Origin of the sequence: Clostridium sp. CM027, assembly GCF_024730565.1 — a bacterium.
GTDB lineage: Bacteria > Bacillota > Clostridia > Clostridiales > Clostridiaceae > Clostridium_AD > Clostridium_AD estertheticum_B.
Genome location: NZ_CP077726.1, coordinates 12,352 through 38,890 on the forward strand (window position 1 = coordinate 12,352; position 26,539 = coordinate 38,890).

Below are 26,539 nucleotides of genomic sequence, written 5' to 3' on the forward strand. Positions count from 1 at the left end.
TTAACAATCCATATAAACTCAATATTTATATATATTTGTATTAACCATATTTCATAATAATTAATAAATCATTACTATACTTGTATAGCAAATATACTGAATTTTGATAGTACAACCTATTTTTCTTTCCTCGGAAATAAAGAAGTTTAGTAGTTATCTTAAGTGTGAAGGTTTCCTTACGTCAGCTAACGGTTTTCTCATAAAATAGCTGCTCGTAAATTTTGGCCAATGATTTAATTTTAAATTTACTATTTTAACGATATTTCAGAAGGAAAGTCTCCCACGTACTATAAGTAGGAGTTACTTGCCCTAACAAAGAGAAAACTTCAGTGGGAGTCTAAATCTCTGTCAAGAAGTCGTCAATTTATCTTCTACGAAGCTGTTTCAGCTCCGCAGGAGATGATTTAATGAAAACTCGAGCTTTATTATGGGAGATATTCTAAGGTTTTTACCACAAGTGGTATTTGATGGGGTAGGCATAATATAAAAATACGCTAAAAAAGCAACGGGTTCCGTTTTGAGGTGCAAACAGAGCTAAATTTTTTTAATTTATTTAAAAATCACAGGCATTTAAACATAAGTAATCACACTGTTATTTTTCATGTGCCAAATATGAATTGACCCATCACTAAAGTCAAGAATTATATTCCTATTTTATAGAAAGTTATTTTAAATTGGGTATAAAAAAACAACATCATGCGATTTGGTAAGTGTGATAAGGTTAAAACCCTATACCTTCCGTTGCTATGTATGCTGTTCCGACAATATCATGCGATTTGGTAAGTGCAGTAAGGTTAATATTGCTGACTTCCACTGCTATGTATATTGTTTAAATTAATAATAACAAACTTCACAAAAAATGTAAACAAATTTTTGTGAAATTCTGGTACATATAAAATAGATAGAACAGGTTCAATTACTACCTATCCCACTATATTTATAATATATTAGATAAAACAATACATTCAAACAATAAGGAAAAAGGCTTTGGTTAAATCTACTATAAGGCTTTATATATCAACGCTTTATGCTATTTTTACGAATGTATGATTTTAGTCAAAATCGTACATTCGTTTGTGACGTAATTCATGAAAATTATGAACTGTTTTCGCTATTGTTTAGATATACCTTTACACATAGTTTTCTTATGGCATTTAGGACAATACAAATTTTTATAATTTACACCAGCGTTTACCCCGAATATATTTTGCTTTAAAGTAATTTCAAAGGTTTCTCCACATTTATCACATACCCATTTATAACTATTGGTACTCCAAATAATTAATATTATAATGCCTATAAATAAGCAAATTATGCTTATGATACATAATATAAGATTGTATACTGCACCTATAAAAATTAATATTAATGATATTACACTTAATACAATACTAAAAATTAAAGTTGCTTTATTTTTCATGGTAGACCTCCTCTGTTTAATTCATAATATTTTACTGTTGCGACACAAAACATTTATTTAATTATACTATTATTACCGTTACTTAACGAGTAAAGTATTTACATTTATAGGGTTTTAATTTTCTTAACGTACGAAATGTCATTTTTGCGTTGATAAAAAAGAATTATAAAAGTCATTGAGAAATTTAAAGTGAGCTTTTTAATCCCAACCTCACTTTAAATTTTATTGAATGAAATTTAATATAAACTATTTTTTAATATAATGAATATTTTTATGAAAAGTGGACAAACTTCTTAAGGTGTTCACCCAATTAAATATATTTCTCCCCATAAGGGTCTATTGATACTAGGCTCTTTATTTTTTTGTTTTTAAATATGGGATCTCGCCAACATTTCTCTAAACTATTGTAATTAGAAATAATAATTCTTTTCGAGAAAATACTTCATTTTTCATATTTAACACCATCACCTTTCACTTAAGAAACTATTAAACCCTACTGATACCAATAATTTGCGTGGCGCGTAAAACTAGGTTGTTAATTAAATCATCTCCTGCGGAGCTGAAACAGCTTCGTAGAAGATAAATTAACGACTTCAGAAGGAAATTTATACTCCCACTGAAGTTTTCTATTTGTTATAGTGTGTAACTCCCACTTATAGGAGTGGGAGACTTTCCTTCTGAAATGTCGTTAAACTTATGGAATAATTACATTCCCAATTATTATTTTTGCATATATTGTACAGAGTAGTGTACAATATATGTATGGAGGTGATTTTATGATCGCTATAGGTTACTCGAATGTAAGACAGAATTTTAAAAATTATTGCGACAAAGCTACAAAAGATTTTGAAACCATTATTATTACTCGCGAGCGTGGTGACAACGTGGTTATGTTATCTGAATCAGCATATAATAACCTTATGGAAAATTTGTACGTTAGAAGTGATCCCACCTATTATAATGAATTGTTGAAATCTATTGACCAATTAAAAATGGGAAAGGGAATTAAAAGGGAACTGCTTGATGAATAAGATTTTTTCAGAGGTATCATGGGAGCATTATGTATATTGGCAGTCAGAGGATAAAAAAATATTAAGAAAAATTAATGAACTTATAAAAGACATTGAAAGAAACGGAAATGAATGTCTAGGAAAGCCGGAAGCATTAAAGCATGAGTTGGTCGGTTATTGGAGTCGAAGAATAACAGATGTTCATAGACTTATATATAGTATTGATGATGAAAATATCTATGTTGCAAGCTGCAAAGGACATTATCACTAACTTTAAAAGATAAAAAAGAGGGTTAACACCTTCTTTTTTTAGTGTGCCTGGCATGGGCGTTTACTCGTCGGTGAAAGTCCGATACGGGGGCTGATAGTGTCAACCGTTAGCTTATACCCCACCATTAATCGTTGCCCTACGCTATTTTTTGAATAAATACTTATATTCTATCAAAATATAAACTACATATTTGTTCAAATTCATCTGATTTATCAACTAATTTCATTAACTTAGATAATAATGATTCTTTATCTGGGAAAAGAGCATTGTAATTATTTATGAATTTAACTTTGCTTAAATTTTCATTATGAAGCTTAATTGAATTTTCTAATAAAAATGTCTTAAAATTTTCAAAACCTTCGTATGAAAATCGAGATATACAAAATAATTCTAAATTATCATCTTGTTCTATTCCAAGCTTTTCTAGTGCTCTGCAAACTCCTATAAATAGCATTTTTTGTTTATTCTCTAATTCAGATAACCGTTTGCTAATATCAGTATTATTCATTTTATAGAAACCCCCAACTTATAAGATTAGATACCAACCAACATCATTGGCAACAGTGCCGCCGCCTAAAGCTCACTAATATTGTTGATAAATAGTATTTTCAACAACATTAGACCATGTTGACAGGTTATTTAAATTAGTTTAACATAATATGAATATGTTCCCGTGCACGGTCACATGTACGTGCACGTTACCGTATTCGTATAGTTATAACTCTTTTTAATGCTTACTTAGAATATTCCTCTTGTAAAGACCATCTAAACTATTGGCTATTTTGGCTTATAAACCCCAGCTCCGCAGGAGATGATTTGACCTATGTGATTACACTCCCTGTGGAAGTCTCTGAGTTCAACGCTTTTCTCACATCATCCACCATATCCTTCACACTCATACCCTCTGCAGTTTTTTCTTCCCATCCCATATTATCTTCTTTATTTGATTTATCATCATTTTTACCTAATAAAGTATCTTCCAACTTATCAAAGTCATACTTTCTTTGCTCGTAGTCATTGAAACTACCAACAGCATTGGTCTTGCCTTTAGGTGCTTTATAATTGCCAGTGATTGCGTCACGCACCCAACCAACTATATTCGCGACATCTGTTTTTCTTGGTAGATCATACTTTTCTTTAATAATTTCTAAGTTACCTTTGGCAGTGGTTAATATAGATTTTGCATCGTCTGCTGTTATATCTTCTTTGAAGATGTTTTGTACCACCGTTATATCCTCAATTGAGTACTTGTTTTCCTCACTGGTAGATTTAGTCACCATAGTAGCACAAACCTCGTCTGTTGCTATGTCATTATCTTTATTGATCTTTATATAAAATTTAATACTTGTAACTTTTCTACCTGTCTTGATTTCTTCATAATCAAATGATATATCGGTTTTTAGATTTATTTCATTTTGAGCAACATTTATTACCTTTTGTTTTAAATTTGAATACTTTGGATACTGTTCTTTTTCGATATCTAATCCAATTCTTAAATCCGCAATACTTATTAATCTACTGCCTATGCCCTCATACTGTTTTAATAACTCATAAAGTCTAAACGAATAAGTACTTTTAAATTGCATAATATTTTTTAATTGGTATTTTGTATACCAATTCAGTTTCAAGTAAAAATACTTCATATCTTCATCGATTTTCAATATTAATATCCCATTTCGTAATTTTGCTGTTTTTATTAAATGGAATTTATCAAACTCTTCGGTATCGTCATTTTTCATTTTTATAAACCTTGCCATTAATTTATCTGTGACACGATCTAATTCCCTGTAAATATTTCTTTTATGAATGTTTAAGGTCTTACTTAAATCGGTCGCTAAAAATTGATATTCTTTTAAATCAACATCATCTTTTGTTATCATACTTGCGAGCAATCTAATTAATTTTTGTTCCAATACTGTAAATGAATAAGACGCTTCAATCAATTTATTGCTCTGATATATCCAATTATTATTTGCTTTTGTTAAATCTGTTATCATTTCCCAATCCCCTCCCCACAGGAACTATAACATTTCAATAATTGAGTTGTCAACAACTTTTCATAAAACGAGTTGCACATTCGTAAATAGGTTGCCTTTCAAAATGATTTTGTTCGTAAATAAGTTGCCTTTGTTCGTAAATAGGTTGCCTTTCAAAATGACTTATTCGTAAATAAGTTGCCTTTATTCGTAAATAGGTTGCCTTTCGCATACTCAAACATAGTAGTATCAACGACTTGAAGGGTGCCTAAAAGTATTAAAACCTTGTTGTTTATTTAAAACTATCTAAAACAACAACTGTTGTTTAGAATTAGTAGTTAACAATATAACTACATTTTTTATATAATTAAGTTTAAGCTGTTCGTAAATAGGTTGCCGTTAACATAGGATTTACTATGATTAAATCATCATCTGCGGAGCTGAAACATGTCCTTAAATGTTTATTATGGTTAAGTAGTTGATATTATTAATACTCATTTAGGTTATAGCGGAAAGACTCGTTTATTTGCCGTGTAAGCTCATTTAGTTGTTTCGTGTTAGTTTGTACCTTTGTGTGAATTTAAAATGTTACAATCACCATAAAGCATATAAAAACACTATCGCAATAGTTTGAACATAAAAAAATAGAGCTAGTAATTAAACTGATCCATCGATGAGCATCTCAAATGGTGGGTAAGGAAAAGATTTATTTTAATAAGAGGCTATTTGAAATTGTAAAAGGATTAAATATATACGGAAGTCATCAATTCAGCTCCTCTGGAGATGATTTAACTAAGCGCGTATTTGTAATTTTAACGGTAATGTATACGTTCTTGGTTACGTTACCGTGAACGTACCCGTACACGTGTCATAGTATGCATCTATATCTGTAGAAGTATCAGTGTTTTCAATGATATGGCAAAGTATTAAATGAATAAGGTGAATTATATTAAGAAGAATATTCCAAAAGTTTTAAAACTTATTATAACTCAAATAATAAGTATTATTTTTGCTATTGCTGGAGGCGTATATTTACAATGTGGTTTGATGTTTAGGAATCCTATAATACTAGTGTTAGGGATTAGTTTATTAACATTATTTTATATAATTATAATGACATTTTTTTAAAAGGCAAATTGCATCAAGTCTATTTATATTTGAAACATTTCATATATTCTTTTTATAACCCCAGTGAAACATATTCTGATAGTGTCATTAGGGTGTACCTCATTGTGACAGTTTCCATGTACAGTCTCGTATTAGTAGATTCTATATGTTTATAAAAATAGTATATAATGGTATAATATTTAAAACAATAAGACACAATTGTAAATTAAAGGGGCATAAAAATGGAAAACATAAAGAAGAGTTTGAAACAAATTCCAAATAATTTATTATTCCAAGCTATACTGGTATTTATATTTTGTATTCCACTTATATCCACTTTAGGACAATTTATAAGTTCAAAGTTTATTTGTGAAAATAGTACTGTATTAATCATATTTTGGCAGGAGTTAAGTGGAAATTTGCCCCAACGATGCCTGTGTGGTTTAGTTTTGGTATTATTACTGTTTCATATGTTATGGGTATAGGGTATATGTGTAAAAAGAAAATATTTGGTAAAGTTGTTATTATTGGTTTTCTAGGTTTAATCATGGCTCAGTTAATAGGTAAGGGAATTAATTATTTCACTGGATGGAGCGAACTGCAAAATATTAATTCTATGAATTTAAATGGTTTAGTGAATAAAATGATATTTACACAGTGGCATATTCCTAATCATGGCATGTCAAGGGTTGCTGGTACATTAATTCTATCTATAGTTTATGCATGGCTTGCATTAAAATACACTTTTTTTGCACCTTTGATAATGCACTATATTTTTGATTCAATCATAGTAATTAGTATGGGAAATATGAATGGTATATCCCAAAATGAAGTTTTTTGGTTATCACATAATTGTGGAATACTTAATACCTCTTTTACTATAGGAATCATAGTATTACTAATATATATAGTTTTTATTTTTATTTCGAATATGCGAAAAATTAGAAACTTAGATAAAATGAATTATAGTTCATAAAATAAATTTTCATATTTGAAGCGTTTTGATTAACTTTTTTTTGCAACGCAACTTTTATATATTGTTCAACAACTAAAGTCACGTATTGGAATCAATATCCAGCATGTGGCCGGTTTTTACACGTATGTCGGCTGTACCCGTACTCCGAGTAGCTTATGATGTCCGAATGAAAGATATTTAAAATAGTTCACGTGCATAGAAAAATTCAGATATGATAATTAAGAGGTGATGCTACATTATTTAGTGGAACATCACTTTAGCGACATTTCAGAAGGAAAGTCTCCAACTTCTATAAGTAGGAGTTACTTGCCCTAACAGATAGAAAACTTCAGCGGGGGTACTTGGTAACGGTCACGTAACCACAGACGTGTCTTTATATGATCACGGTCACGTCTACGTGAACGTTACCGTGACCGTATATTTATAGTTCTTTTCAATGATTACCTGAAATGTCGTTAAAATAACATTTTATAACCAGAGCATTACTTCATCCCAACTTATTTGTTCACGACCTTCATAAGCATATCCATAGCCATTCTAAATATCTCCGATTCTTTTATTCTTTTTCCTTTGTTTTTCTTTGTCAGTTGTTTTGACAAATCCTTTACGAAATCCGCTTGATCTTTTCTTAAATAAGCTACACATCTTACAAATTGTTCATTGCTGCTAAGTAATGAATCTAGCACCGAGTCAGTGCAAGTCGCCGTAATCGGTTCTGTATCCGTACTTTTCGATGTGTACGTTCACGTATTTACATCCGTAGAATTATTAGGGTTTTCAATGCTTTAACCGTCAATTGTACTTGTAAAAAATGCATCTACACCTTGTCCTTTTTTACACTTTGTGTTTGCATTTAATTTACTTTACTCTTCTACTATTATGGTGTATTGACAGAAACAATATAATACATGAAACTGCTGCAAAGAATATAAATGACTGAATATATGGCACAAAATTATAACTACCCGCTTTCCAAAAATCTATAAATTCTCCACTTATATAAGTGGTTGGTAAAGTATATGCCACAGCCTTTACTCCATCTGGGAAATCTTTTGATTGCACACCGAACATTCCACTTAAAACCATTATTGCAAAATATAACGACATAGTTATGGAATTAGTTGGCCCAAACTTTTTAAAAAATAATGCTATTCCATGAGCTAGTATAAACAAAAATGTAGATAATAAATATAAGGAACCTATTAAAATAAGTGCGGAGCTTAAAGCTGGGATCTGCACTTTTAACACAGAGCAAACTACTACTGTATACAAAATCAATGACAAGGTTATAAAAATTAAATTAGCACATATTTTAGACATCAATGCAGTTTTCTCACTATAGCCAAACAAACGGAAACGTAAGGGTATATTTTTTTTCCAGCTCCTGTGAAAATACAGCGGCATACCCTATAAGAATAGTTGCTAATGGAATAATTAAGCTGTCAGTGATAAATATATTTGTTATAAAAATATCTTTCATAGATTCTGGAACTTTACCTACCATTGCGGTTCCAAAGAATAATGTCATACCAATGGGAAAGAATACTCCGAAAATCATTGTAAATATATTCCCCATTAAATTTCTGAATTCATATTTTATTAAGCTCAAATTAAACAGCTTTGTATTCATCACTAGCCTCTCCCTCAAGTTCATTACCAAATCTTGCTTTAGCATTAATAGACATTATTTCAATATCATTGTTGCTTCTTTTAAAGTTTATATTTTCATCTATTAATACCTTTACTATTTCTAATTCCTTATTCTCGCATTTGCAAGAGATAGCTATTAAATGCTTCGGTGATACTATTTTTGTAAAGCGCCTCGTCAATTCTTCGTTTCTTTTATTATTTTCAATGGTTATTGTTGATTTCCCACAGTATTTTTGGAAAAGATCTTCCTTACTGCCAAAGTCAACTACTTGCCCCTTGTCTAAAATCAATATCTTATTTGCTAGTTTGTCTAACTCTTCATAATAATGAGATACAATGCAAATGGTGGCACTTTTATTCTCATACCACTCAGTTATTTTACTCATTAATTGCTGGCGGGTTTCAAAATCTAGCCCTGAAGTAACTTCATCAAAGAATACCAAAGGAGCATCTTGAATTAAAACTAATATTATTGTTAAACGCTGCTTTTGTCCTCCTGATAGTGTACTAAATTTTTTATTAAGACACTGCTCAAAATTAAAGAAGCTAATTAGTTCCTGTAGCACCTTATTACTCTTTATCTTTGTATTCAAAATAGCCTCAATTATATGTTTAATCGCCATGGTATCCACATAATTATTTTCCTGCATATGCGCCGACATTTCTTCTGGCTTTAAACTGGTGTGAATTGTGCCATTATAATTTGTAAGCCCTAAGATTGATTTAACTAGGGTAGACTTTCCTGCTCCATTTGAGCCTATTATTCCTATGCGATCACCAATTTCAAAGGTTATTGGTGATTTTATTGACAATGCAATTTGCTTGCCATATCTTACCTCTAAATTTTTTATAGTTACCATAAATTCTCCCCCTATTTAACTACATTTCAGCACCGCAGGTGATGATTTAACGATTCATTATAGTTAAATTATACCAAGCCACTATGAATTTCATATGAAGATTGTATGTGAATATTATGGTAATTACATAAATCAATATGAAGAATACAGCTTTTTATTTTATCGTTTTATAATCCTTAGTATTTGCAAAAAGCACGCTACCTTCTACCCCATCATTAATATTTCTAACATCTACCTGATAGTTTAATAGATTTGCATAATAGGCTACAATATAAAGACCTAGGCCATGCCCCCTATTTTCACTATTACCTGAAACAAATGGATCAAATATGTGTGGTAATAATTCTTCCTCTATAAATGCTCCATAATTAATAATAGTTAATGATTTCTGCGTTAATGTTATTTTTATATGCCCCTCTTTTGATGTATAGGTTATAGCGTTATTTATTAGATTGTCTATTATTTTAAAAATAAGCTTCCTATCTGTATTTATATTCGTGAAGTTAATTTCCTTTTCTATATTAAGCTGCTTTGATTTCACTTGCACCTCATGGCACGCAAGGCTTTCATTAATTATTTCAATAATATTTATGTTTTCTCTTTTGATAGCTTCAATACTATTGTTAAGATTTAAAATATCATCTATTATTTTTCTCATGGATTGTAATTGAAGCTTTACCTTTGGTAAATGCTCTTTTGTATCCTTGTATTTTCCTATTTCGTTTATCATACCCTCTATCAGCAGTAGTGCTGCTGCAACTGGAGTTTTTAGTTGGTGGGAGGATGCGCGAATAAATACCTCTTGCCTTTTATTTTGGCCCGATAAATAGCTGTTCTTTTTTTCTAGCTCTTTAAAATTTTCATTTAATTTTAGATATAAATCATTAAGTGTCTCACCTAAAACTGCAATTTCATCTCGTCCTTCTATTTTCATTAGTTCAACGTCCCTATTGGTATTGTCTTTCATAAACACAGCATGATTTACCAGTTTTTCTATTGGAAGCACAATTTTTCTTGAAAACAAAATCGTTGATACCAATATTAATAAAAGAGCTGTGGCAATAATCATGGGTAGACTTTGAAGGATTATTGGACGTATCTCTCCTATTTTAGGATTCATTGCTGAAAATACCGATACAATAATATCACTATTATTAATACTCATAGCCATATAGTTAGTGTAATAATTATTTCCATCAGATACGTTGGTTTCATAAATAACCGTATTATCATCTACTACATTAAACTTTGATGATGTTGCTTTATAAATATTCTTATAATCATTTCCTAAAAACTCAAAAGTTATGGGCAAATTATCCTTAAATAACTTATTCTTAAAAACATCCCCTATACTTCTTGTAAAATCAAAATCATCTTTATCTATATTTTCCATTTCGTCCCTGTGAGCACCATAGTATCTTACTTTTTCAATAACCTTCAATATACCATTATCATTAATAGTGACTTTTATAGAACACATTTTATTTGCGATAAAAACTTCATTACCAGTGGTTGGTATTTTAATAGTTGCTGTTCCTGCTGGGTTACTTGAGGATATATTTTTATAATTTCCATCATTTATATAGCTTTTTTGTATTGATTTTATTGATTTAAAATTACTCTTTTTCATATAATCCACATATAATGAAGGAAGCATTAGGACAAAATAAGCTATCATTAAGGTTACGATTGTCCCTGATATAATTGCACTATACACAAAGGTCTTCTTTGATAAGTTCAAAAGACTCCCTCCGTATCAAACTTATAACCTACACCAGTTACTGTTTTTATGTATTTTTTAGGCAGCTTTTTTCTCGTGTTTTTCACATGTGCATCTATTACTCTGTCGTTTCCAAAATATTCCTCATTGAAAATTTTCATTATTAATTGTTCACGAGTAAATACTCGATTTGGTTCTTTCGCAAGCGTTTGTAAAAGTAAAAATTCACTTAATGTTAAATGCAAAGATTGATTGTCGTAGTAAGCCTCATATGCTTCATCATTTATATATAAGCCTTTTACTTCTGAAATCTTTGTGCTACTACCCCTGGTCCTACGCAATATTGTTTCTATACGTTTAAGTAATAACAAGGGGGAAAATGGCTTTACTACATAATCATCAGCATAAAGATTAAAGGCTTTTAACTGTGTTTGTTCGTCTTCAAGGGCAGTTAGCATTATTGTAGCCATTTGGGGATTTGTTTTCTTTATATGTTCAAGAACAACTAGCCCACTTACCTTGGGTACCATTATGTCGAGTATTGCTAAATCAAAATAATTGCTTTTTAAAAAATCTAAAGCCTCTTCTCCATCCTTTGCACAAACTACTTCGTAATTCTGCATTTTCATATATTCTGTTGTTACCTCTGATATAGTGGGTTCATCCTCTAAAAATAAAATTTTTAGCATATTGTCATCTTCCTTCTTCGAAAAAATTTTAACTATCACATTAATTTTAATAAGAGGCTATTGGAAATTGTAAAAAGATTAAATATACAGTAATATATACGTGCCCATAACCAGGCTTGTGTGAGTTAACGTAGTCGGTTCTGTATCCGTTCTCGGTGACGTTACCGTGAACGTGCCCGTACAGTTATAACTTTATTTATATTGTTAGGGACTAAAGTAAAAAGTTTATATTATAAGAAATTCATAAAAAAAACATAAAATAAATCTAAAGTTTTGTACTGTTAATAAGTACAAAACTTTAGATTTATTAATAATATCGAAGCTCTGAAAGCAATGATTTAATTTAAAATAGCATTTTATCTTCCAGAGACTTACTTCATCCCAACTTATTTGTTCACGACCTTCATAAGCATATCCATAGCCATTCTAAATATCTCCGATTCTTTTATTCTTTTTCCTTTGTTTTTCTTTGTCAGTTGTTTTGACAAATCCTTTACGAAAGCCGCTTGATCTTTTCTTAAATAAGCTACACATCTTACAAATTGTTCATTGCTACTAAGTAATGAATCTAGCACCGAGTCCGTACCTGAAACTGGGTTCGTATTCAGTGCTGTGTCTGTGCTTGGCGACGTGACCGTGAACGTACCCGTGGACGTGTCCGTGAATGTATTTACATTTGTACAATTATCAGGCTTTTCAATGCTTTCACCGTCAATTGTACTTGTGAAAAATGCATCCACACCTTGTCCTTTTTTTACTCCTTGTGTTTGCATTGCATTTACTTTTTTCATCTTATCAGCTAGACTTACTTTTCGACTTCCCATGCTATAACCTCCTTAGCTAATTCTTGATAGGAAACAGATCCTTCAAATTTTCGATCATAGGTCATAATGGGTTGTCCTGCGAGCACCGCATCTGGAAATTTTATTGATTTTTTTATCATGGAATGAAAAACAGGATAGCTTTTTCGCAGTTCTTCAACTACATCTTTGTGGTGTGTTGTTCTGCTATCATATAAAGTTATTAATATTGCCATTAAGGCAAGTTTTTTGTTTAGTTTTTTAACCTTAGCCATTGTTTTTTCAAGCAAATTAAATCCACGTAATGCAAGATACTCAGGTGCCATAGGTACAATTACAACATCACAGGCAACTAATGCATTAATAGTTAGTAATCCAAGTGAAGGGGGGCAATCGATTAATACATAGTCGAAATCTTCTCTTACTGGGTCAAGTGCCTCGCGAAGTTTAAATTCGCGCCCTACTTCAGATACAAGCTCCATTTCTGCTGCAGAAAGATCTATAGTGGATGGTACGAAGTAGAGAAGTTCATTAAATAAAATTAGTTTTTTTATATCCATATCATCAATCAATGCATTGTAAATTGTTTTTTCTAAATTCTCCGGCTCAAGACCTATTGAAATTGTTAAACTAGCTTGTGGATCTAGGTCAATCATTAATACTTTCTTGCCAAGCTGAGTAAGTGCTACTCCTAAATTTAATGTGGACGTAGTCTTACCAACTCCACCTTTTTGATTACTCACTGCGATAATTTGTGCCATCATATATTACCTCCTTCTACTTCCTTTTTTATACCTTCTTTAATATATGTAACCACTTGTGCTGACCTGCTCCGTTCACTCTTTTTTGCCAATTCTTTCAGTTGTTTTTCCAGTTCTATACTTAAAACGACAGGTACAATAACATGAGTTTCTTTATTTATTGCCATTGTAGCACCTCCAATTAGCGTTAGTATATCATGGTTATTAACTGTTAACAACTATAATTTAAAGAGTAAAATACTATTAAATCATCTCCTGGGTCGCTGCAACAGCTTCGAAGAAGCTAAATAGAAAACTTCAGAAGGAGATTTTATACTACTGCTGAAGTTTTCTCTTTGTTAGGGTATGACCACTTTATAGTTTTCTAGATATATATTAACAACTTCATAGCATAAAAATAAGTTCTGGGATACACCTAAGCTGAGGTTAGTTAAGGCTAGTTAAGAATTTAATTAAGATTTAACTAAATTTAATTAAGCAGTTAATTATGTAGTAAAAGAACCATAAAGCAATCACAGGCATTTAAATTGGGTATAAAAAAAACATCATAAGTCTTAATGATATAAATGTTTCAAATACTGTAAATGAAAATAAAAGTGTAAACATTAAGAATCAAGGTGTTATAACCATTGCAAAGAAAAAAAATGAAGAAGATAAACTAACTTATTATGTGCGAGAAAGTCAGAATAAAAATCTTAATAAATTAGCTGAAATGACTGGTAAAGGGAAAAATGAAATTTTAAGAGAATTGCTTGATTCTGCTTTAAGTATGATTAAAGTGGTTGAAGAATAAAAAGGATCTATAGGGGTAGCGCCATCATTTCCGAAATGTTGGCGCTACCCCAGTATAATAATACATTCATTGTAGATTACCAAAAAAGCCACAGTAAAAATACTGTGGCTTTTTTGGCTCCATATAACATCTTATTATATTGTATGGGGGTTATTAAACGCCGTGAAATTTTGGTTCCACGGCATTGTATCTTTGAAATATATTTTTAAAGGATTGCAGATCTATAATATAGAATAAGATAATTAAGCAAGTAACGAATAAAGGGGATAAAATATGAAAAAGAATAAATTATTTGCATTAATAAATTTTTTGAGTATTGTCTTAACATTTTTTATAGGATTTGAGGTTATCAAACTAAAAAATAATTTAATTAATTATATTATACTTGCAATAATAAATGGATGTTTAATGTACTTATGCCAGAAACTATTGGATAATAAAAATTAATTCATAACCTTCTAATATGTCGACACAAGTAAACCCATATCATTAGATATAGGTTTACTCTATTAAGCTAGTATTGATATTCTGAAAGTAACACAATACCAATTGAGTTACTTTCACATTGAGGCTACTACTGATTTTTTAAATTGTAAATATACTTAATTTATGGTAATTATGTTATAGTTAAACATATATTTTATGACGAACTTGTAGATTATTGCGTCTTAGATAATAAAATAATAATTAATCATATTGGAGGAGGTACAATGGGAAAAGTGAGAGGTAGTTGGAGTAAAACACAAACAGATGAAAAAGTGCTGTCTGTACTTAGCAATATTTGTTCTATAAGCATAATAATATTTGTATGTACGCATATTTTAGGTGTTTGGAAAATTGAAACAGATGTATTTGTGCCATTGTTGGGTGTGTCAATGTTAATTCAAGCCATTCAGTATTGGAAGAAAAATAAAGAGGTTGCTAAAGGTCATTTATTGGCTGCGATACTTGCTTTGGTGTTTTCAATTTTTGAATTTGTAATAAAATAAACTCAAATTTGTAAAATGGATTGGATTAGCGAAAGTAACACAAATGTAATTGAGTTGCTTTCACATTGAGGATATTGCCTATTCCTTAAAAATTTCATTTTGAATGTAACATAACGTATTGACTCTTTACTTTGAATGTATTACAAATCAGTCTTAATATAATAATAAGACTTCGCAGTCAAAGGCTGGTCCACATCCGATTTTCTCCTTCATTCTTCATACGAAAACCTGATGTGACACAAGCTCTTTCACTGCTCTAGGTCCCAAATGAAGCTTTGTACAATCTTACTCACTGCCTAAAAGTAACCTAATCTACTAAAGTCCTAAGCATTCATATTTCTATGTAGTCTTAGTTGCAGTCAGTAAACTAGCCCAAAGCAAATAAAATACTCCACCTTCCCCCGAGATGATTTACCGAAAAGGCGATATTATTCATAGAAGGTTCCAAAAAGCATTCCATTTCTTCACTTGCAAAGCGCTCGTAAGTGGAATCTTTATCGACCCATTAAAATCTTGAAAGTATCTGTACTGTTAACAATAATATACACGTGACCGTTAACGTGAACGTAACCGTGAACGTACACGTGTCCTCGTATGTATCTATATCTGTAGAATCATCAGTGTTTTCAATGATATGGCCATGATTGAAGAAATTTAGTTCCTTACGAGTGACCTTAATAAGGCGTTAGAGGGCACTTTAGAATTTAGCAAGGATTTATATGCATCTTACCCGAAAGTGAAATTAGAAGTCAAACTAGACAAGCAGAAAAGGCATGGGGCAAAGAAATTAAAACAAAAGGATGTTTTCACTATCAAAAGGTTATATTTAAAAATTCAACGACATTTCAGAAGGAAAGTCTTTCATTTCTGTAAGTAGGTAACTCGCACTAACAAATAAAAAACTTCAGTGGGGGATAACAATTGAGAATTGTTATCTATTCCAGATATTCACAAAGGGGTAAATATCCTTCTGAAGTCATTGATATTGCAGCGACCCAGGAGATAATTTAACAGAATTTATCTAAGTATAACCTTTTGATAGTGAGCTTCTTAATTTATTGGAAATAAAGAGAACAAAACCATATTTCATTTTATAAATATGCGTATCAAAATCACTATTAGGTCTGTTAATTAATTCGATAAATCTATTAAATATATATAAAACAACAACCTCATATCTTGTTGTTGTTTTATATATATTTAATAACAACAGTTTTAAATACTTTTACGCATACCTCTAGGCACTGATACAACTGGGGTTGATCACCCCAACTATAACCAAATGATAGTGAAGGGTAACCAAATGATAGTGAAATGGCATTTAAGTATAACTAAAAGATAGTGAACTATAACCTTTTGATAGTGAACTATAACCAAAAGATAGTGAAGTATAACTTGTTTTTTTTTGGTTATTGATAATTTTTTAAAAAAGGATTATTATTCTTAGGGGGCGGTGTTCTAAGATGGCAAATGAACTAAAAAATGTAAACAATAATTGGGTATATCAAAGTAACAGACTTGTTGAATCCTCCTACACTTTAACGGTGGTAGAACAAAAATTAATAAGACTACTTGCAAGTATGATAAATAAAGATGACGATGATATTAAAGAATATGAGTTTAAGACTAAGGATTTAATTAAGGTATTAAATACTAGTGATAGTAGATTCTATAGGGATATTGATAGTATTACAGATTTACTTATGCAAAGAATTATTAAAATAAAAAATGTAGATACTTCTGAATTTATAAAATATCATTGGGTAGACACTGCTAAATATGTAAACGGCATATTAAAACTTAAAATAAATAAAGACTTAAAACCATTTTATCTAGGACTCGATTGCTATACAAAATATCAGTTGAGAAATATAATGCAATTTAAAAGTACTTATTCTTTTAGATTATATGAACTTTTTAAACAATATGAGGGTATAGGTCATAGAATAATAACTATAGAGGGTTTAAGAGATTCATTAAATATTAACAAGAATCAGTACCCCAAATATGCTAATTTAAAACAAAAAGTAATCAATGTGGCAGTAAAAGAAATTAATGCAAATACTGATTTGCTTGTTGATTATACTGAGATAAAACAAGTTAGAAAAATTGTAAGCATTCAATTTTCAATCATAAAAAAAGATAAGGCTCGAAGTGAAATTGCTGCAACCTGCGTTGTTCCCATTTTTTTTAATGATAATAACATAAAGTTAGTAAGGCAAGTTATAAGTCAGGAAATTACAGAGTTAGAAGCCGAGAGAATACTTGATGCTGCCAATTTGGATATTGAGAAAATAAAAGAGAAGTATAATATTATAAGTCAATTAAGCACAGTAAATAACGTAGTTGGGGCTATGATAACAGCATTAAAAGAGAATTGGACAGCTACAAGCAAATCAAAAGTAAGTATCTTTAATGACTATGAGCAAAGAGATTACAACTTTGATGAATTGGAGAAGAAATTATTAGGTTGGGGATAAGGCTAATATGTAGATAATATTTTAAAGCACATACAAGCCGATTTAAACTCGATTGGCATGAGATACATAGAAAAGCACATATTAGTTTTAAAGTTGGAAACAGTGCATTTAAGAGTGTTTTAAGGGCGTATATCAATTGTGGGATCTATAGGGATAGTATACGCAAAAATGAGATTTCGCACGTTAAGGAAATTACAACCACATAAATGTAAATATGTTACTCGTTAAGTAACGGCAATAATAGTATTTTTTAATAAATGTTTTGTGACGCAGCGGTATAATAAAGTGTAGCAACAGTGATATAAAATAAAGATAATTAATAGAGGATGGTGGATTCGAAAACGAAAAAAATATGTAATCAATGCCAGACTGAAATGATAGAGAATTGCAAAGTTGAATCTTTTGGTGGAATTACAATTTCAAAAAAAGGCAAATTTTTTTTGAATACTACGTATGGTACACCCAAAGCAGCGGTTTGTCCTAATTGTGGCTGTGTAATTTTTTATATTGATAACTATAAAGACGTTGTTAAGTAACCACATATAATGGTGGAAATTTTGGAGTGATGTTAATTCGCATCTTTTTAATATTTCGTCTCAACTAACCCCATATCTAATGATATGGGGTTACTTTATTAAGCTCGTATTGATATTCTGAATGTAACACAATACCAATTGAGTTGCTTTCAACTTGAGGCTATTGACCATTTTAAAAGAATTGTAAATATACTTAATTTATGGTGATTATGTTATAGTTAAATATGTATTTTATGATGAACTTGTAGATTATTGCGTTTTAGATAATAAAATAATAATTAATCGTATTGGAGGAGGTACAATGGGAAAAGTGAGAGGTAGCTGGAGTAAAAAACAATGGAGTAAAAAACAAACAGATCAAAAAGTGCTGTCTGTACTTAGCAATATTTGTTCTATAAGCATAATAATATTTGCATGTACGCAGATTTTAGGTATTTGGAAAATTGAAACAAATGTATTTGAGCCATTGGTGGGTGTGTCAATGTTAATTCAAGCCATTCAGAATTGGAAGAAAAATAAAGAGGTTGCTAAAGTTAGTTTATTTGCTGCGATACTTGCTTTGGGGGTTTCAATTTTTAAATTTGTAATAAAATAAACTCAAATTTGTAAAATGGATTGGATTAGCGAAAGTAACGCAATAGTAATTGAGTTACTTTCACATTGAGGCTATTGCCTATTTCTTTAAAATTTCAATTTGAATGTAACATAACGTGTTGACTCTTTACTTTGAATGTATTACAAATCAGTCTTAATATAATAATAAGACTTCGCAGTCAAAGGCTGGCCCACATCAAATTCTCTCCTTCATACTTCATACGAAAACCTGATGTGGCACAAGCTCTTTCACTGCTCTAGGTCCATAAGGAGGCTTTGGACGATCTTACTCACTGTCTAGAAGTAACCTAGTCTATTAAAGTAACTAAGCATTAATCTTTCTATTTAATCTTAGCTGCAGTCAGTAAACTAGCCCAAAGCAAATAAAATAATCCCCCTTCCCCCAGGGGTAACAAATCCTGCTGCAGTGCATCAGGATTTGTTTTTATTAACCATACTAATGTTAAAAAATTTCTACATAACCTAGAGATAAAACCTCGCTTTGCTCGGGTGGAAAATGGACAGGTTTTTCACCTCAGCCTGTCAGAGCAGTGACTATATCCCGAGAATTTAGAGTTTCAAAAAAATAAGTTTATAGTAGAGGTCAGAAACTCGTCCATTTTTCACATCAAATAGACAGGCTTACCCGCCACTTCGTCCTTCAGTAGCTGGGCTAGTCCATTTGCCAGCATCCTACAGGTTTTAAAAAAGTAGTTAGTTTTTATAGTTACTTTTTGGAGACTAATATTGATGATATTATATGTATTTTATGAAACCTTATTATAATAATGGATTACTATTAGTATTGATACTTCTAGTATAGGAAGTTTGGAAGGACAAGTTTTCGGCACGTATACCGTCACCCCAAAAAGAACAAGCTTCAACATAAGAATCTCTAAGCTTCTCATTGTTTTCGTCCCTCAACCACTTGGAAACTAAGAGCTTCTAATGATAAAGCTGGTCCTTTTTTTGGTACCCGACGGCGTGCATTGATTCTAATTAAAGCATCTTCTATGAAGCTGATTAAATTATCCTTAATTTAATCATTCTATATAAACAACCAAAAAAACCTTAGATCTACGCAGCCCTGTAGGTAATGCTCGCTCCAGCCACCACCACCGCGACTTTTAGGACATTTCAGAAGGAAAGTCTCCCATTTCTACAAGTGGAGGTTAACTACCCTAACAAAAATAAAACTTCGGTGGAAGTATATGTTTTCTTCTGAAGTCGTCAATGTAGCTCCGCAGGAGATGATTTACCGAAAGTGCATTATTATTCACAGAAGGTTCCAAAGAGCATAAACAAGCATTCCAGGCGACTTCAATTGATATGAAGACTCGTGGCTCGATAAATTTCTAATACGAAATTTAACGACCCACTAGAATCTAAAATTTTGACAAGTTAGAACCTCCTACGCATATATAGTTTAACGACATTTCAGGAGGGAAGTCTCCCACTTCTACAAGTGGGAGTACCTACTATAAGTAGGAGTTACTTGCCCTAACAAATAGAAAACTTCAGTGGGAGTATAAATCTCCTTCTGAAGTCGTTAATTTATCTTCTACGAAGATATTGCAGCTCCGCAGGAGATGATTTAATCATACCGTTTAATCTAAATACGTACACCGCAGGTGGACAAGCCCAGGGCTTGTCCACCTTGAACAAGTTGTGATGAACCCACAACTAGCACAAGGTGGCTAGGACTACGATTTCTAAGGGTTAGATACTTATTAAATTTTATTTAATAAACTGATTTTTTAGTAATACATTTATGATAAAATTAAAAGTATACTAGAGTAGTTTAAAAGTAAACCTAGATAATGAGGGGTAGGAAGATGAGTAATCCAAAAAAAATAGACTTGCCAATAAAAGAATTAAAAAAAATTACTTTGGCGATAAATGAAAATACAATAGCTAATAAAAGTAGAAGTAAAGAAGATAAAATTACAACAGATAAATTTATAAAACAGTTTGGAATAAATAGAAAAAACTTTTCAGAAACAATTAAGGATACAAATATAAAATATAATAAATCAACTTTTTTTTACGATATTGGAATTAATGAAAAAGTAAACGTTCTAAATACAAAAGTAAACCTAGAAGAAGTAAACAAAAGTAGTGAAAAAATAAACTATAGTAAACCATTGAAAAATCAAGAGGTATACCGAGAAACTACTGGAAGTAATCTAAAAGAAACTAAAAGAATACCAATGAACACTTTTGGGCTACCATCTGAATTTAAAGAGATTTTATCTTTAACAGGGGATCTGAAAGAGATGTTAGGTTGGTATAGAAAACAAACTAACACAAACATAATTGAGCTCCCAGAGCTTAATATAAACAACCCTAAATTAAGTGGAGAAGTAGTTACTAGAAGTTTCAAAATGTATAAAGAAATAGCAGAAGAATTTTCAAAGTTTGCGGAAAATAAAAAGGAAACACAGAAAGATCTTATTTCACTAGCATTAGTGGAGTTTATAAATAAATATAAACGATAATTTGATAGGAGATGTTTACATATTATAAAAATTTGAAATTATAGGTAATTCATAGTAGAATTAAAACATATAAAATTACAAAAAACAAAATAATAATACAATTATTTACAGACGAAAAGTAATCAGGGTTTATATATATGCAAAAAATAAAATAACTCTTGAATATCAAAAGTTTGGCGACTTCATTCAAGAGTTTTCATAAAACCGATATCTTCCCCAAATAAGAGAATTATATCTTTAAATATTTTATTTTATTTATATATTTAGTTTAATATAATTGGTTACAATAGTCAATATGTGTGTAGATTAAATAAAGTAATTAATAGGTATAATTCGGCACTCTTTATTTGGGTTACAAAAGAATAGGAGGGCTTTTTTATGCTGGCAGAAAAAAGATATATTGATGATTTAAGTGAGATTATAAGAAACTTAGCTATAGTGCCAGTAGAAACGGTGGTTAATAGTACTCGTTTATCACAGGCACAAATGCAAATAGAACTTTTACATAAAAAGGATGATGGATACATAACCATAGCCGTTAAAAAAGATAGTACCTGGATACAGCATCACTATAAAGTGGACGAGCTTAAAGAAAATATAGGCAAGGTTATAGGTATAAATGATGCAAATATATATTTAAGCCCCAATAGTTTTTATAAACCTATAAGACGTATAGAAAACATAAGGAAATTAAATTCACTATTTATAGATTTGGATTATTACACATTAAAAGAATACAAAGGGTTAAGTTCAGAACAAATTATATGGCTACTGGAGAAGGATTATTTTAAGAAGTCGGTTCCACCACCTAGTTTTATAGTTATTTCAGGTCAAGGGATAGTTATTTATTGGCTTATAGAGCCAGTACCATATATGGCTCTTCCTCTTTGGAACGCAGTGCAAAAATTCTTTTTAGAGAAGCTAAAAGAAATAGGTGCTGATTCTAAATCAATTGATGCAGCAAGAGTATCTAGACTAACCGGTACTACCAATCAAAAAAATGGACGAGCTACAGAGTTAGTAGTTTTTAATGAAGAGAGATATTCGCTTAGAGGTATTCAAGAGAATTATCTTCCAGAGCTAAATGACTATGTTAAAAATCCAAGTGTAAAAAAACGTGGAAGAAAATCAAAGGTTGTAAAATTATTCAATATTTATAGTCTTCACCATGCAAGACTTACAGACTTAGTCGCGATTCAGAACTTTAGAAAAGGATACTGTAGAGATGAAAAAGGAGAACTAGTAGAAAAAAGTCAAAGAGAGCTTATGTGCTTTTTATATAGATACTGGGCCTGTTGCTTTACGAGTGAGATTAATAAGGCACTGGAGGACACTTTAGAATTTAATAAGGGATTTACATGCCCTTTGCCTGAAAGCGAAGTTAGAAGTCAAACTAGACAAGCAGAAAAGGCATATAAGGAGTGGTTAGAGAATGAATTTGATTCTCGTCCAAAGGAAGATGCTGAGCAACTAAAAATTGATTTTGAAGAGGACGCAGTTAAAATGAAAAATAGAACTGGATATAAATATAAGGGTTATAACTATAAAAATACAACACTTATAGGTCTTTTGAACATTATAGAAGACGAAATGAGACTTCTTAAGACTATTATTAATACGAAAGAAGTTAAGAGAAGAGATAATGTGTATCAAAAGGGTAAGCGACGGGATGAAGAGGGATTAACTAAAAGAGAGAAAGCTAAAATAGAAAAAATAAAGGCTATAAAAGAACTTAAAGCAAAAGGATTAACATGCAGGGAGATAGCAGCCAAAATGAAGGTCAATTTAAGTACGGTGAGTAGGTATTTAAAGGTATAAATTCCAATTATTTTGTATGCATGAAACGTCGGATAATATTATGGGTGTAACCTGGCTCCCTTTTTTATTTTGTTGACTTTTATGTTCTATTATTGTACTCCAGTTAGGGGTGTTAATAATATCTGAGGAATCAACCTAATAACAATTACTGAATCAAATAAAGTTGCTGAACCTGTTTTTTTTAGTATATCTAGGATAATGCAAAACACTGCATTTGGGTTCCTAAAATAGATACAAGTTTTGCCATCATCAATAATGAAAAATTCTTCTATAAAAAGTATTTTCTTTCTTCCAACTTTGATTCCTTTTTTCATAGCAATGCTAATGCCTTTCTTTTATTCTTGTACGTTCATCCTCCGCCATATAACTTAGTAGCTGTAGTATCAAATCAACAATTAACCCTTCTATACCCTTCATATCCTTATTTTTAGAGAATTAACAAAAAACTATATTTAACTTTTTATATTTATAATTTGATATTATAACAATAAAAGTTAAAAAACAGGGCTTTTGTTATTAAAAATCAATCAATTATTATAAAATTAAAAAGTATATATGAATCTATTGTATGATTAACTATAAGATAAAAAAATCATTAATATACCACAGAACTAGGAGATGATTCGATTATAAGTAAGGAGATGATTAAATGAAAAAACAAATTAGTAATGATTTATTACCTAATACATTATTATTAAAGGACTTTATTAACAATAACTGTAAGTTGGACTTGAAAGTATCATTTACGAATACTAAAGAGATTGTATCTAAAGTTGATAATAATATGTTTTATGAAGCAGGTAAATTACTTATGGTTTTTTTCATTGTAAATATTAATAATCTACAAAGAAAAAATATCAAATATGATAAAGAAACCTTTTATATTATAAATTCATCAGTAAACAAGATAGCTGAAAATCATATAAAAAAGCCAACATCTGAGAATATTATTGCTGATATAATATTAAAATCAACATATAATAAAGAGGTTTTGCCTATAGAAGTTGCGAGTGTTACTAGAGAAAATTTGGATGAACTAAAAAAAGGCTTTGAGTTAGTTTATAAAACAATTATAAATGAAAAGATAAATTTAATGAATTTTTTAGAAGAATGCGGGCCAAAAAATATTCACTCAAATTTAATTAAAGATATAAAGCTTTTAAGTCCCCATGATCTAAAAGTACAGCTTCAATTTATTGAATTAAAATATAGCAAGAAGCTCATTGAAAATGAGTTGTTAGAAAAAGTAATATGCTGTAAAAACAATTATAATGAGTTTATTAGTGCTAGTACTGAACTTTTAGATTTACTAATTGAAAATGCTACAATTGGATTTGGTGAAAATGGTTTAGAGTTAATGTGGATAGGGTATATTGATGAAAGGTTAGAAGCTATTAAATACAAAAATATTTATATAGCAATATTCTTGGCATATATTGGGAAGGTAACGGCAAATAAATATTATTTGCAAGCAACTAAACAGTCAGTAAATTCCTTATTAACGTATGTAAATGATGATGAGGAAAAACTAATATATAATGATGAATATTATGAAATGTTAAAATTATTATATCTATTAAATGATTCTATGGAGTTAGATTATATAGAATTAGATAAAGTTATTCAAAAAAATACAAAATTATTTGCTTCAATGGATTTAAAAGGTGGAATTAATTATAGTTCTAATAAAGATGAGATAATGTTAGAGTTTATTTTTAATAAGAGTCTGGACTTATTACATTCTGTAATAGTGGAACCAGTTTCAATTTAATAACATATAAAAATGCTTGCTACTATATTTAGTTGCAAGCATTTTTATTAACCCAGTAGCTTTTTTATACCTCTAGTAGATATAAGACATTCTTCTCCATTTATCATATATGCAATACGCTTTTTTCTATCTATTTCTTTAACGTTATCTTTATTAACTATAAAGGAATTATGGCACCTACAAAATCGCTCATCTAGACTATCTTCCAATTCTTTCATTTTACTATAAAACTCTACTTGTCTATTTTTGCAATATAAGATTACTTTATGTATAGTTGAAGATGTTTCAAAAAAGATGATTTCATTAAAATCAACATTAATGATCTTATCTTCAACTTTAATAGAAAATACTTTTTGAAGTTCACATGATTTAGCTTTGTATTTATCGTGAGCATTTTTCATACATTCACTTATTCTTTGTTGTATATTAGTATAATTATCTTTTATAATATAGTCCATAGCTTCAACTTTATATAAAAAGGTTAAATAACTCATTTCAGCATGGGTAGTTATAAAAACTATAAATCCTCGAGGATCATATTCTCTTATCTTTTCAGCTAATGTAATTCCATTAAGATCAGAATGTAAATCAACGTCTAAAAAATATAAACCTGAAATACTCTTATCCTCTATTGTATTTAGTATTTCATATGGGTCATGAGTACTTAACTTAAGTTCCATATCATAATTTTCAATTAATATAATATTTTTTACAATGTTTTCTAGTTTTTCTTTTTGAACTATATTATCTTCACAAATAAGAATTTTTAGCATGGTTTGTCCCCTTTTGTCACTATATTTAGTAAATATTTCTTACAAACAAATTTTTGATTTATTAAAATATTTTAACATAAACAACCTATTTATGTTCAATTTTTATAAAAAAACAAGCAAGTTTTACTTATGTTATGATTTAAATTACATTTATTAAGTTAATGGATGTAATTTTTACTTTTTTGTAAAATGTATGCATAAAAGGTTATACTAAATATATAGAAAACGAATTCAAATTATGAAAGGTGGCTTTTCATTATGAAAACTTCAAATCAAAACAGTATTTTTTTAAAAAAGTTAGCTAAAAGTCTTATAAGCATAGGAGAGATTCATGCAAATCAATTATCTGTTGGTCCTTTTATGTATGAGCCTAACATACCTACTAATTTATTGAAAAGTAATAAATAAAATGAGAACAAAAGGTAAATTACATTTTGATTTTTATGAATTTATAACAACTAAATTATTAAATTACTTCAAAAACAATTTAAATTTAAAGTCATCTGAAATTGAAAAACTATATTTAGGAATTGTAATTATATTGATAAATGTAGGTAAACTGTTAATTGTAGCTATAGTAGCCTTTTTTATAGGGATGATAAAAGAAGTACTTATATTATTTATTATGTTTGCAGCATTAAGATTAACTGCAGCTGGTATACATTTAAAAAGTAGTTTAGGATGTACTATTGTAAGCTTAATTACTTTTATTGGCAGTGCTTATATAACTGTAAAATATCCTTTAAGTATTTCTTTAACATGTATAGTAAGTATTATTTGTACAGTACTCTTATATAAATATTCTCCAGCAGATACAGAAAATCGTCCTATATTAGAAAAAGAACATAGAAAAAAACTTAAAATTAAGGCAACAGTAACAGCTTTAGTTTTTATATTTATAAATCTATTATTATTAAATAAGGTTTTATTTAATTTAACAATGTTTGCGTTACTCCTTCAAAGTTTAAGTATCTTACCTTGTACATATAAATTACTCAAAAGTAATTATAATAATTATGAAAAATATGAACTTATTTAGTTGAGTCA

Annotated in this window: 27 protein-coding genes and 1 pseudogene; 14 read left to right on the forward strand and 14 right to left on the reverse strand. The window is 29.9% G+C overall.

Translation table 11 applies throughout. The features are described from left to right. Nucleotides 1-1,111: 1,111 nt before the first annotated feature. Complete coding sequence (locus tag KTC92_RS18245; RefSeq protein WP_220287305.1) at nucleotides 1,112-1,420, reverse strand: hypothetical protein; 309 nt, start codon at nucleotides 1,418-1,420, stop codon at nucleotides 1,112-1,114. 776 nt (nucleotides 1,421-2,196) lie between these two features. Between KTC92_RS18245 and KTC92_RS18250 the strand changes: the two genes are divergently transcribed. Together KTC92_RS18250 and KTC92_RS18255 are read left to right on the forward strand one after the other, a co-directional pair. Continuing rightward, nucleotides 2,197-2,451: a type II toxin-antitoxin system Phd/YefM family antitoxin gene (locus KTC92_RS18250; RefSeq protein ID WP_220287307.1), complete on the forward strand. Its 255-nt coding sequence runs from the start codon at nucleotides 2,197-2,199 to the stop codon at nucleotides 2,449-2,451. Then, nucleotides 2,444-2,701, forward strand: coding sequence for a Txe/YoeB family addiction module toxin (locus KTC92_RS18255; RefSeq protein WP_220287308.1), 258 nt, complete (start codon nucleotides 2,444-2,446; stop codon nucleotides 2,699-2,701). The genes KTC92_RS18250 and KTC92_RS18255 overlap by 8 nt, the downstream gene beginning before the upstream one ends. A gap of 160 nt (nucleotides 2,702-2,861) precedes the next feature. Here the strand turns inward: KTC92_RS18255 and KTC92_RS18260 are convergent, their stop codons facing one another. Together KTC92_RS18260 and KTC92_RS18265 are read right to left on the reverse strand one after the other, a co-directional pair. Beyond that, complete coding sequence (locus tag KTC92_RS18260; RefSeq protein WP_220287309.1) at nucleotides 2,862-3,209, reverse strand: hypothetical protein; 348 nt, start codon at nucleotides 3,207-3,209, stop codon at nucleotides 2,862-2,864. A 313-nt stretch (nucleotides 3,210-3,522) separates the two neighbouring features. Then, nucleotides 3,523-4,698 (reverse strand): replication initiation protein, encoded by a 1,176-nt coding sequence (locus KTC92_RS18265; protein ID WP_220287310.1) that lies wholly within the window; start codon nucleotides 4,696-4,698, stop codon nucleotides 3,523-3,525. Nucleotides 4,699-6,181: 1,483 nt separating this feature from the next. Between KTC92_RS18265 and KTC92_RS18270 the strand changes: the two genes are divergently transcribed. Further along, nucleotides 6,182-6,760 carry a type II CAAX prenyl endopeptidase Rce1 family protein gene (locus KTC92_RS18270; protein WP_220287311.1) on the forward strand — a complete coding sequence of 193 codons (579 nt, stop codon included), beginning with the start codon at nucleotides 6,182-6,184 and terminating at the stop codon, nucleotides 6,758-6,760. 497 nt (nucleotides 6,761-7,257) lie between these two features. On the opposite strand, the gene KTC92_RS18275 is transcribed toward KTC92_RS18270, so the two are convergent. The 9 genes from KTC92_RS18275 to KTC92_RS18315 all read right to left on the reverse strand — a co-directional run bounded on the left by KTC92_RS18275 (nucleotide 7,258) and on the right by KTC92_RS18315 (nucleotide 13,407). After that, nucleotides 7,258-7,446: a hypothetical protein gene (locus tag KTC92_RS18275; protein ID WP_220287312.1), complete on the reverse strand. Its 189-nt coding sequence runs from the start codon at nucleotides 7,444-7,446 to the stop codon at nucleotides 7,258-7,260. A 172-nt stretch (nucleotides 7,447-7,618) separates the two neighbouring features. Next, complete coding sequence (locus KTC92_RS18280) at nucleotides 7,619-8,032, reverse strand: hypothetical protein (RefSeq protein ID WP_258280794.1); 414 nt, start codon at nucleotides 8,030-8,032, stop codon at nucleotides 7,619-7,621. Nucleotides 8,033-8,096: 64 nt separating this feature from the next. Further along, entirely contained in the window at nucleotides 8,097-8,390 is a 294-nt protein-coding gene (locus KTC92_RS18285; protein ID WP_258280795.1) for a hypothetical protein, read from the reverse strand. Continuing rightward, a complete protein-coding gene (locus tag KTC92_RS18290; RefSeq protein ID WP_220287313.1) occupies nucleotides 8,371-9,270 on the reverse strand; it encodes an ATP-binding cassette domain-containing protein in 900 nt (299 codons plus the stop codon). Before KTC92_RS18290 ends, KTC92_RS18285 begins: the two co-directional genes overlap by 20 nt. A gap of 154 nt (nucleotides 9,271-9,424) precedes the next feature. Beyond that, nucleotides 9,425-11,011, reverse strand: a complete 1,587-nt coding sequence (locus tag KTC92_RS18295) for a HAMP domain-containing sensor histidine kinase (RefSeq protein WP_220287316.1) — start codon at nucleotides 11,009-11,011, stop codon at nucleotides 9,425-9,427. Beyond that, the gene (locus KTC92_RS18300) at nucleotides 11,008-11,679 is read right to left on the reverse strand and encodes a response regulator transcription factor (RefSeq protein WP_220287318.1); all 672 of its coding nucleotides are present in this window, start codon (nucleotides 11,677-11,679) and stop codon (nucleotides 11,008-11,010) included. The genes KTC92_RS18295 and KTC92_RS18300 overlap by 4 nt, the downstream gene beginning before the upstream one ends. A 386-nt stretch (nucleotides 11,680-12,065) precedes the next feature. Then, nucleotides 12,066-12,503: a hypothetical protein gene (locus KTC92_RS18305; protein ID WP_220287320.1), complete on the reverse strand. Its 438-nt coding sequence runs from the start codon at nucleotides 12,501-12,503 to the stop codon at nucleotides 12,066-12,068. Then, nucleotides 12,485-13,243 carry a ParA family protein gene (locus KTC92_RS18310; RefSeq protein ID WP_220287322.1) on the reverse strand — a complete coding sequence of 253 codons (759 nt, stop codon included), beginning with the start codon at nucleotides 13,241-13,243 and terminating at the stop codon, nucleotides 12,485-12,487. Before KTC92_RS18310 ends, KTC92_RS18305 begins: the two co-directional genes overlap by 19 nt. Next, on the reverse strand, nucleotides 13,240-13,407 hold the full coding sequence (locus tag KTC92_RS18315) for a hypothetical protein (protein WP_220287324.1): 168 nt from the start codon (nucleotides 13,405-13,407) through the stop codon (nucleotides 13,240-13,242). The genes KTC92_RS18310 and KTC92_RS18315 overlap by 4 nt, the downstream gene beginning before the upstream one ends. A gap of 503 nt (nucleotides 13,408-13,910) precedes the next feature. On the opposite strand from KTC92_RS18315, the gene KTC92_RS18320 reads away from it, so the two are divergent. From KTC92_RS18320 to KTC92_RS18355, 8 genes are all read left to right on the forward strand, one after another. Beyond that, nucleotides 13,911-14,033: a hypothetical protein gene (locus KTC92_RS18320; RefSeq protein ID WP_258280796.1), complete on the forward strand. Its 123-nt coding sequence runs from the start codon at nucleotides 13,911-13,913 to the stop codon at nucleotides 14,031-14,033. Between the two features lie 273 nt (nucleotides 14,034-14,306). Next, entirely contained in the window at nucleotides 14,307-14,480 is a 174-nt protein-coding gene (locus tag KTC92_RS18325) for a hypothetical protein (RefSeq protein ID WP_164947650.1), read from the forward strand. Between the two features lie 263 nt (nucleotides 14,481-14,743). After that, nucleotides 14,744-15,022: a hypothetical protein gene (locus tag KTC92_RS18330; RefSeq protein WP_258280797.1), complete on the forward strand. Its 279-nt coding sequence runs from the start codon at nucleotides 14,744-14,746 to the stop codon at nucleotides 15,020-15,022. Nucleotides 15,023-16,485: 1,463 nt separating this feature from the next. Continuing rightward, the gene (locus KTC92_RS18335) at nucleotides 16,486-17,502 is read left to right on the forward strand and encodes a replication initiation protein (RefSeq protein ID WP_220287326.1); all 1,017 of its coding nucleotides are present in this window, start codon (nucleotides 16,486-16,488) and stop codon (nucleotides 17,500-17,502) included. Between the two features lie 326 nt (nucleotides 17,503-17,828). Continuing rightward, the gene (locus KTC92_RS18340) at nucleotides 17,829-18,038 is read left to right on the forward strand and encodes a nucleic acid-binding protein (RefSeq protein WP_220287328.1); all 210 of its coding nucleotides are present in this window, start codon (nucleotides 17,829-17,831) and stop codon (nucleotides 18,036-18,038) included. Between the two features lie 301 nt (nucleotides 18,039-18,339). Further along, nucleotides 18,340-18,633: a hypothetical protein gene (locus KTC92_RS18345; RefSeq protein ID WP_220287330.1), complete on the forward strand. Its 294-nt coding sequence runs from the start codon at nucleotides 18,340-18,342 to the stop codon at nucleotides 18,631-18,633. 1,834 nt (nucleotides 18,634-20,467) lie between these two features. Then, nucleotides 20,468-21,130 carry a hypothetical protein gene (locus tag KTC92_RS18350; RefSeq protein WP_220287332.1) on the forward strand — a complete coding sequence of 221 codons (663 nt, stop codon included), beginning with the start codon at nucleotides 20,468-20,470 and terminating at the stop codon, nucleotides 21,128-21,130. Nucleotides 21,131-21,508: 378 nt separating this feature from the next. Continuing rightward, a complete protein-coding gene (locus KTC92_RS18355) occupies nucleotides 21,509-22,948 on the forward strand; it encodes a helix-turn-helix domain-containing protein (protein ID WP_220287334.1) in 1,440 nt (479 codons plus the stop codon). A 260-nt stretch (nucleotides 22,949-23,208) separates the two neighbouring features. Here the strand turns inward: KTC92_RS18355 and KTC92_RS18360 are convergent. Beyond that, nucleotides 23,209-23,377, reverse strand: a pseudogene (locus KTC92_RS18360) (recombinase family protein); the annotation flags it as partial. A 220-nt stretch (nucleotides 23,378-23,597) separates the two neighbouring features. Between KTC92_RS18360 and KTC92_RS18365 the strand changes: the two are divergent. Then, complete coding sequence (locus KTC92_RS18365) at nucleotides 23,598-24,719, forward strand: hypothetical protein (protein ID WP_220287336.1); 1,122 nt, start codon at nucleotides 23,598-23,600, stop codon at nucleotides 24,717-24,719. A 47-nt stretch (nucleotides 24,720-24,766) separates the two neighbouring features. On the opposite strand, the gene KTC92_RS18370 is transcribed toward KTC92_RS18365, so the two are convergent. Beyond that, nucleotides 24,767-25,492 carry a LytTR family DNA-binding domain-containing protein gene (locus KTC92_RS18370; protein ID WP_220287338.1) on the reverse strand — a complete coding sequence of 242 codons (726 nt, stop codon included), beginning with the start codon at nucleotides 25,490-25,492 and terminating at the stop codon, nucleotides 24,767-24,769. 258 nt (nucleotides 25,493-25,750) lie between these two features. On the opposite strand from KTC92_RS18370, the gene KTC92_RS18375 reads away from it, so the two are divergent. After that, on the forward strand, nucleotides 25,751-25,900 hold the full coding sequence (locus KTC92_RS18375) for a hypothetical protein (protein ID WP_220287340.1): 150 nt from the start codon (nucleotides 25,751-25,753) through the stop codon (nucleotides 25,898-25,900). 1 nt (nucleotide 25,901) lies between these two features. Beyond that, nucleotides 25,902-26,531, forward strand: a complete 630-nt coding sequence (locus KTC92_RS18380) for an accessory gene regulator B family protein (protein WP_220287342.1) — start codon at nucleotides 25,902-25,904, stop codon at nucleotides 26,529-26,531. The last annotated feature ends 8 nt before the right edge of the window (nucleotides 26,532-26,539 follow it).

Bases quoted from the DNA above. Each gene is read 5' to 3' on its own strand.
- KTC92_RS18345 (WP_220287330.1), top strand. From the start codon at position 18,340: ATGGGAAAAGTGAGAGGTAGCTGGAGTAAAAAACAATGGAGTAAAAAA.
- KTC92_RS18375 (WP_220287340.1), top strand. From the start codon at position 25,751: ATGAAAACTTCAAATCAAAACAGTATTTTTTTAAAAAAGTTAGCTAAA.
- KTC92_RS18250 (WP_220287307.1), top strand. From the start codon at position 2,197: ATGATCGCTATAGGTTACTCGAATGTAAGACAGAATTTTAAAAATTAT.
- KTC92_RS18300 (WP_220287318.1), bottom strand. From the start codon at position 11,679: ATGCTAAAAATTTTATTTTTAGAGGATGAACCCACTATATCAGAGGTA.
- KTC92_RS18310 (WP_220287322.1), bottom strand. From the start codon at position 13,243: ATGATGGCACAAATTATCGCAGTGAGTAATCAAAAAGGTGGAGTTGGT.
- KTC92_RS18245 (WP_220287305.1), bottom strand. From the start codon at position 1,420: ATGAAAAATAAAGCAACTTTAATTTTTAGTATTGTATTAAGTGTAATA.
- KTC92_RS18340 (WP_220287328.1), top strand. From the start codon at position 17,829: ATGGTGGATTCGAAAACGAAAAAAATATGTAATCAATGCCAGACTGAA.
- KTC92_RS18305 (WP_220287320.1), bottom strand. From the start codon at position 12,503: ATGGGAAGTCGAAAAGTAAGTCTAGCTGATAAGATGAAAAAAGTAAAT.
- KTC92_RS18350 (WP_220287332.1), top strand. From the start codon at position 20,468: ATGAGTAATCCAAAAAAAATAGACTTGCCAATAAAAGAATTAAAAAAA.
- KTC92_RS18325 (WP_164947650.1), top strand. From the start codon at position 14,307: ATGAAAAAGAATAAATTATTTGCATTAATAAATTTTTTGAGTATTGTC.
- KTC92_RS18335 (WP_220287326.1), top strand. From the start codon at position 16,486: ATGGCAAATGAACTAAAAAATGTAAACAATAATTGGGTATATCAAAGT.
- KTC92_RS18260 (WP_220287309.1), bottom strand. From the start codon at position 3,209: ATGAATAATACTGATATTAGCAAACGGTTATCTGAATTAGAGAATAAA.
- KTC92_RS18355 (WP_220287334.1), top strand. From the start codon at position 21,509: ATGCTGGCAGAAAAAAGATATATTGATGATTTAAGTGAGATTATAAGA.
- KTC92_RS18370 (WP_220287338.1), bottom strand. From the start codon at position 25,492: ATGCTAAAAATTCTTATTTGTGAAGATAATATAGTTCAAAAAGAAAAA.
- KTC92_RS18285 (WP_258280795.1), bottom strand. From the start codon at position 8,390: ATGAATACAAAGCTGTTTAATTTGAGCTTAATAAAATATGAATTCAGA.
- KTC92_RS18365 (WP_220287336.1), top strand. From the start codon at position 23,598: ATGAAAAAACAAATTAGTAATGATTTATTACCTAATACATTATTATTA.
- KTC92_RS18290 (WP_220287313.1), bottom strand. From the start codon at position 9,270: ATGGTAACTATAAAAAATTTAGAGGTAAGATATGGCAAGCAAATTGCA.
- KTC92_RS18265 (WP_220287310.1), bottom strand. From the start codon at position 4,698: ATGATAACAGATTTAACAAAAGCAAATAATAATTGGATATATCAGAGC.
- KTC92_RS18330 (WP_258280797.1), top strand. From the start codon at position 14,744: ATGGGAAAAGTGAGAGGTAGTTGGAGTAAAACACAAACAGATGAAAAA.
- KTC92_RS18380 (WP_220287342.1), top strand. From the start codon at position 25,902: ATGAGAACAAAAGGTAAATTACATTTTGATTTTTATGAATTTATAACA.
- KTC92_RS18255 (WP_220287308.1), top strand. From the start codon at position 2,444: ATGAATAAGATTTTTTCAGAGGTATCATGGGAGCATTATGTATATTGG.
- KTC92_RS18315 (WP_220287324.1), bottom strand. From the start codon at position 13,407: ATGGCAATAAATAAAGAAACTCATGTTATTGTACCTGTCGTTTTAAGT.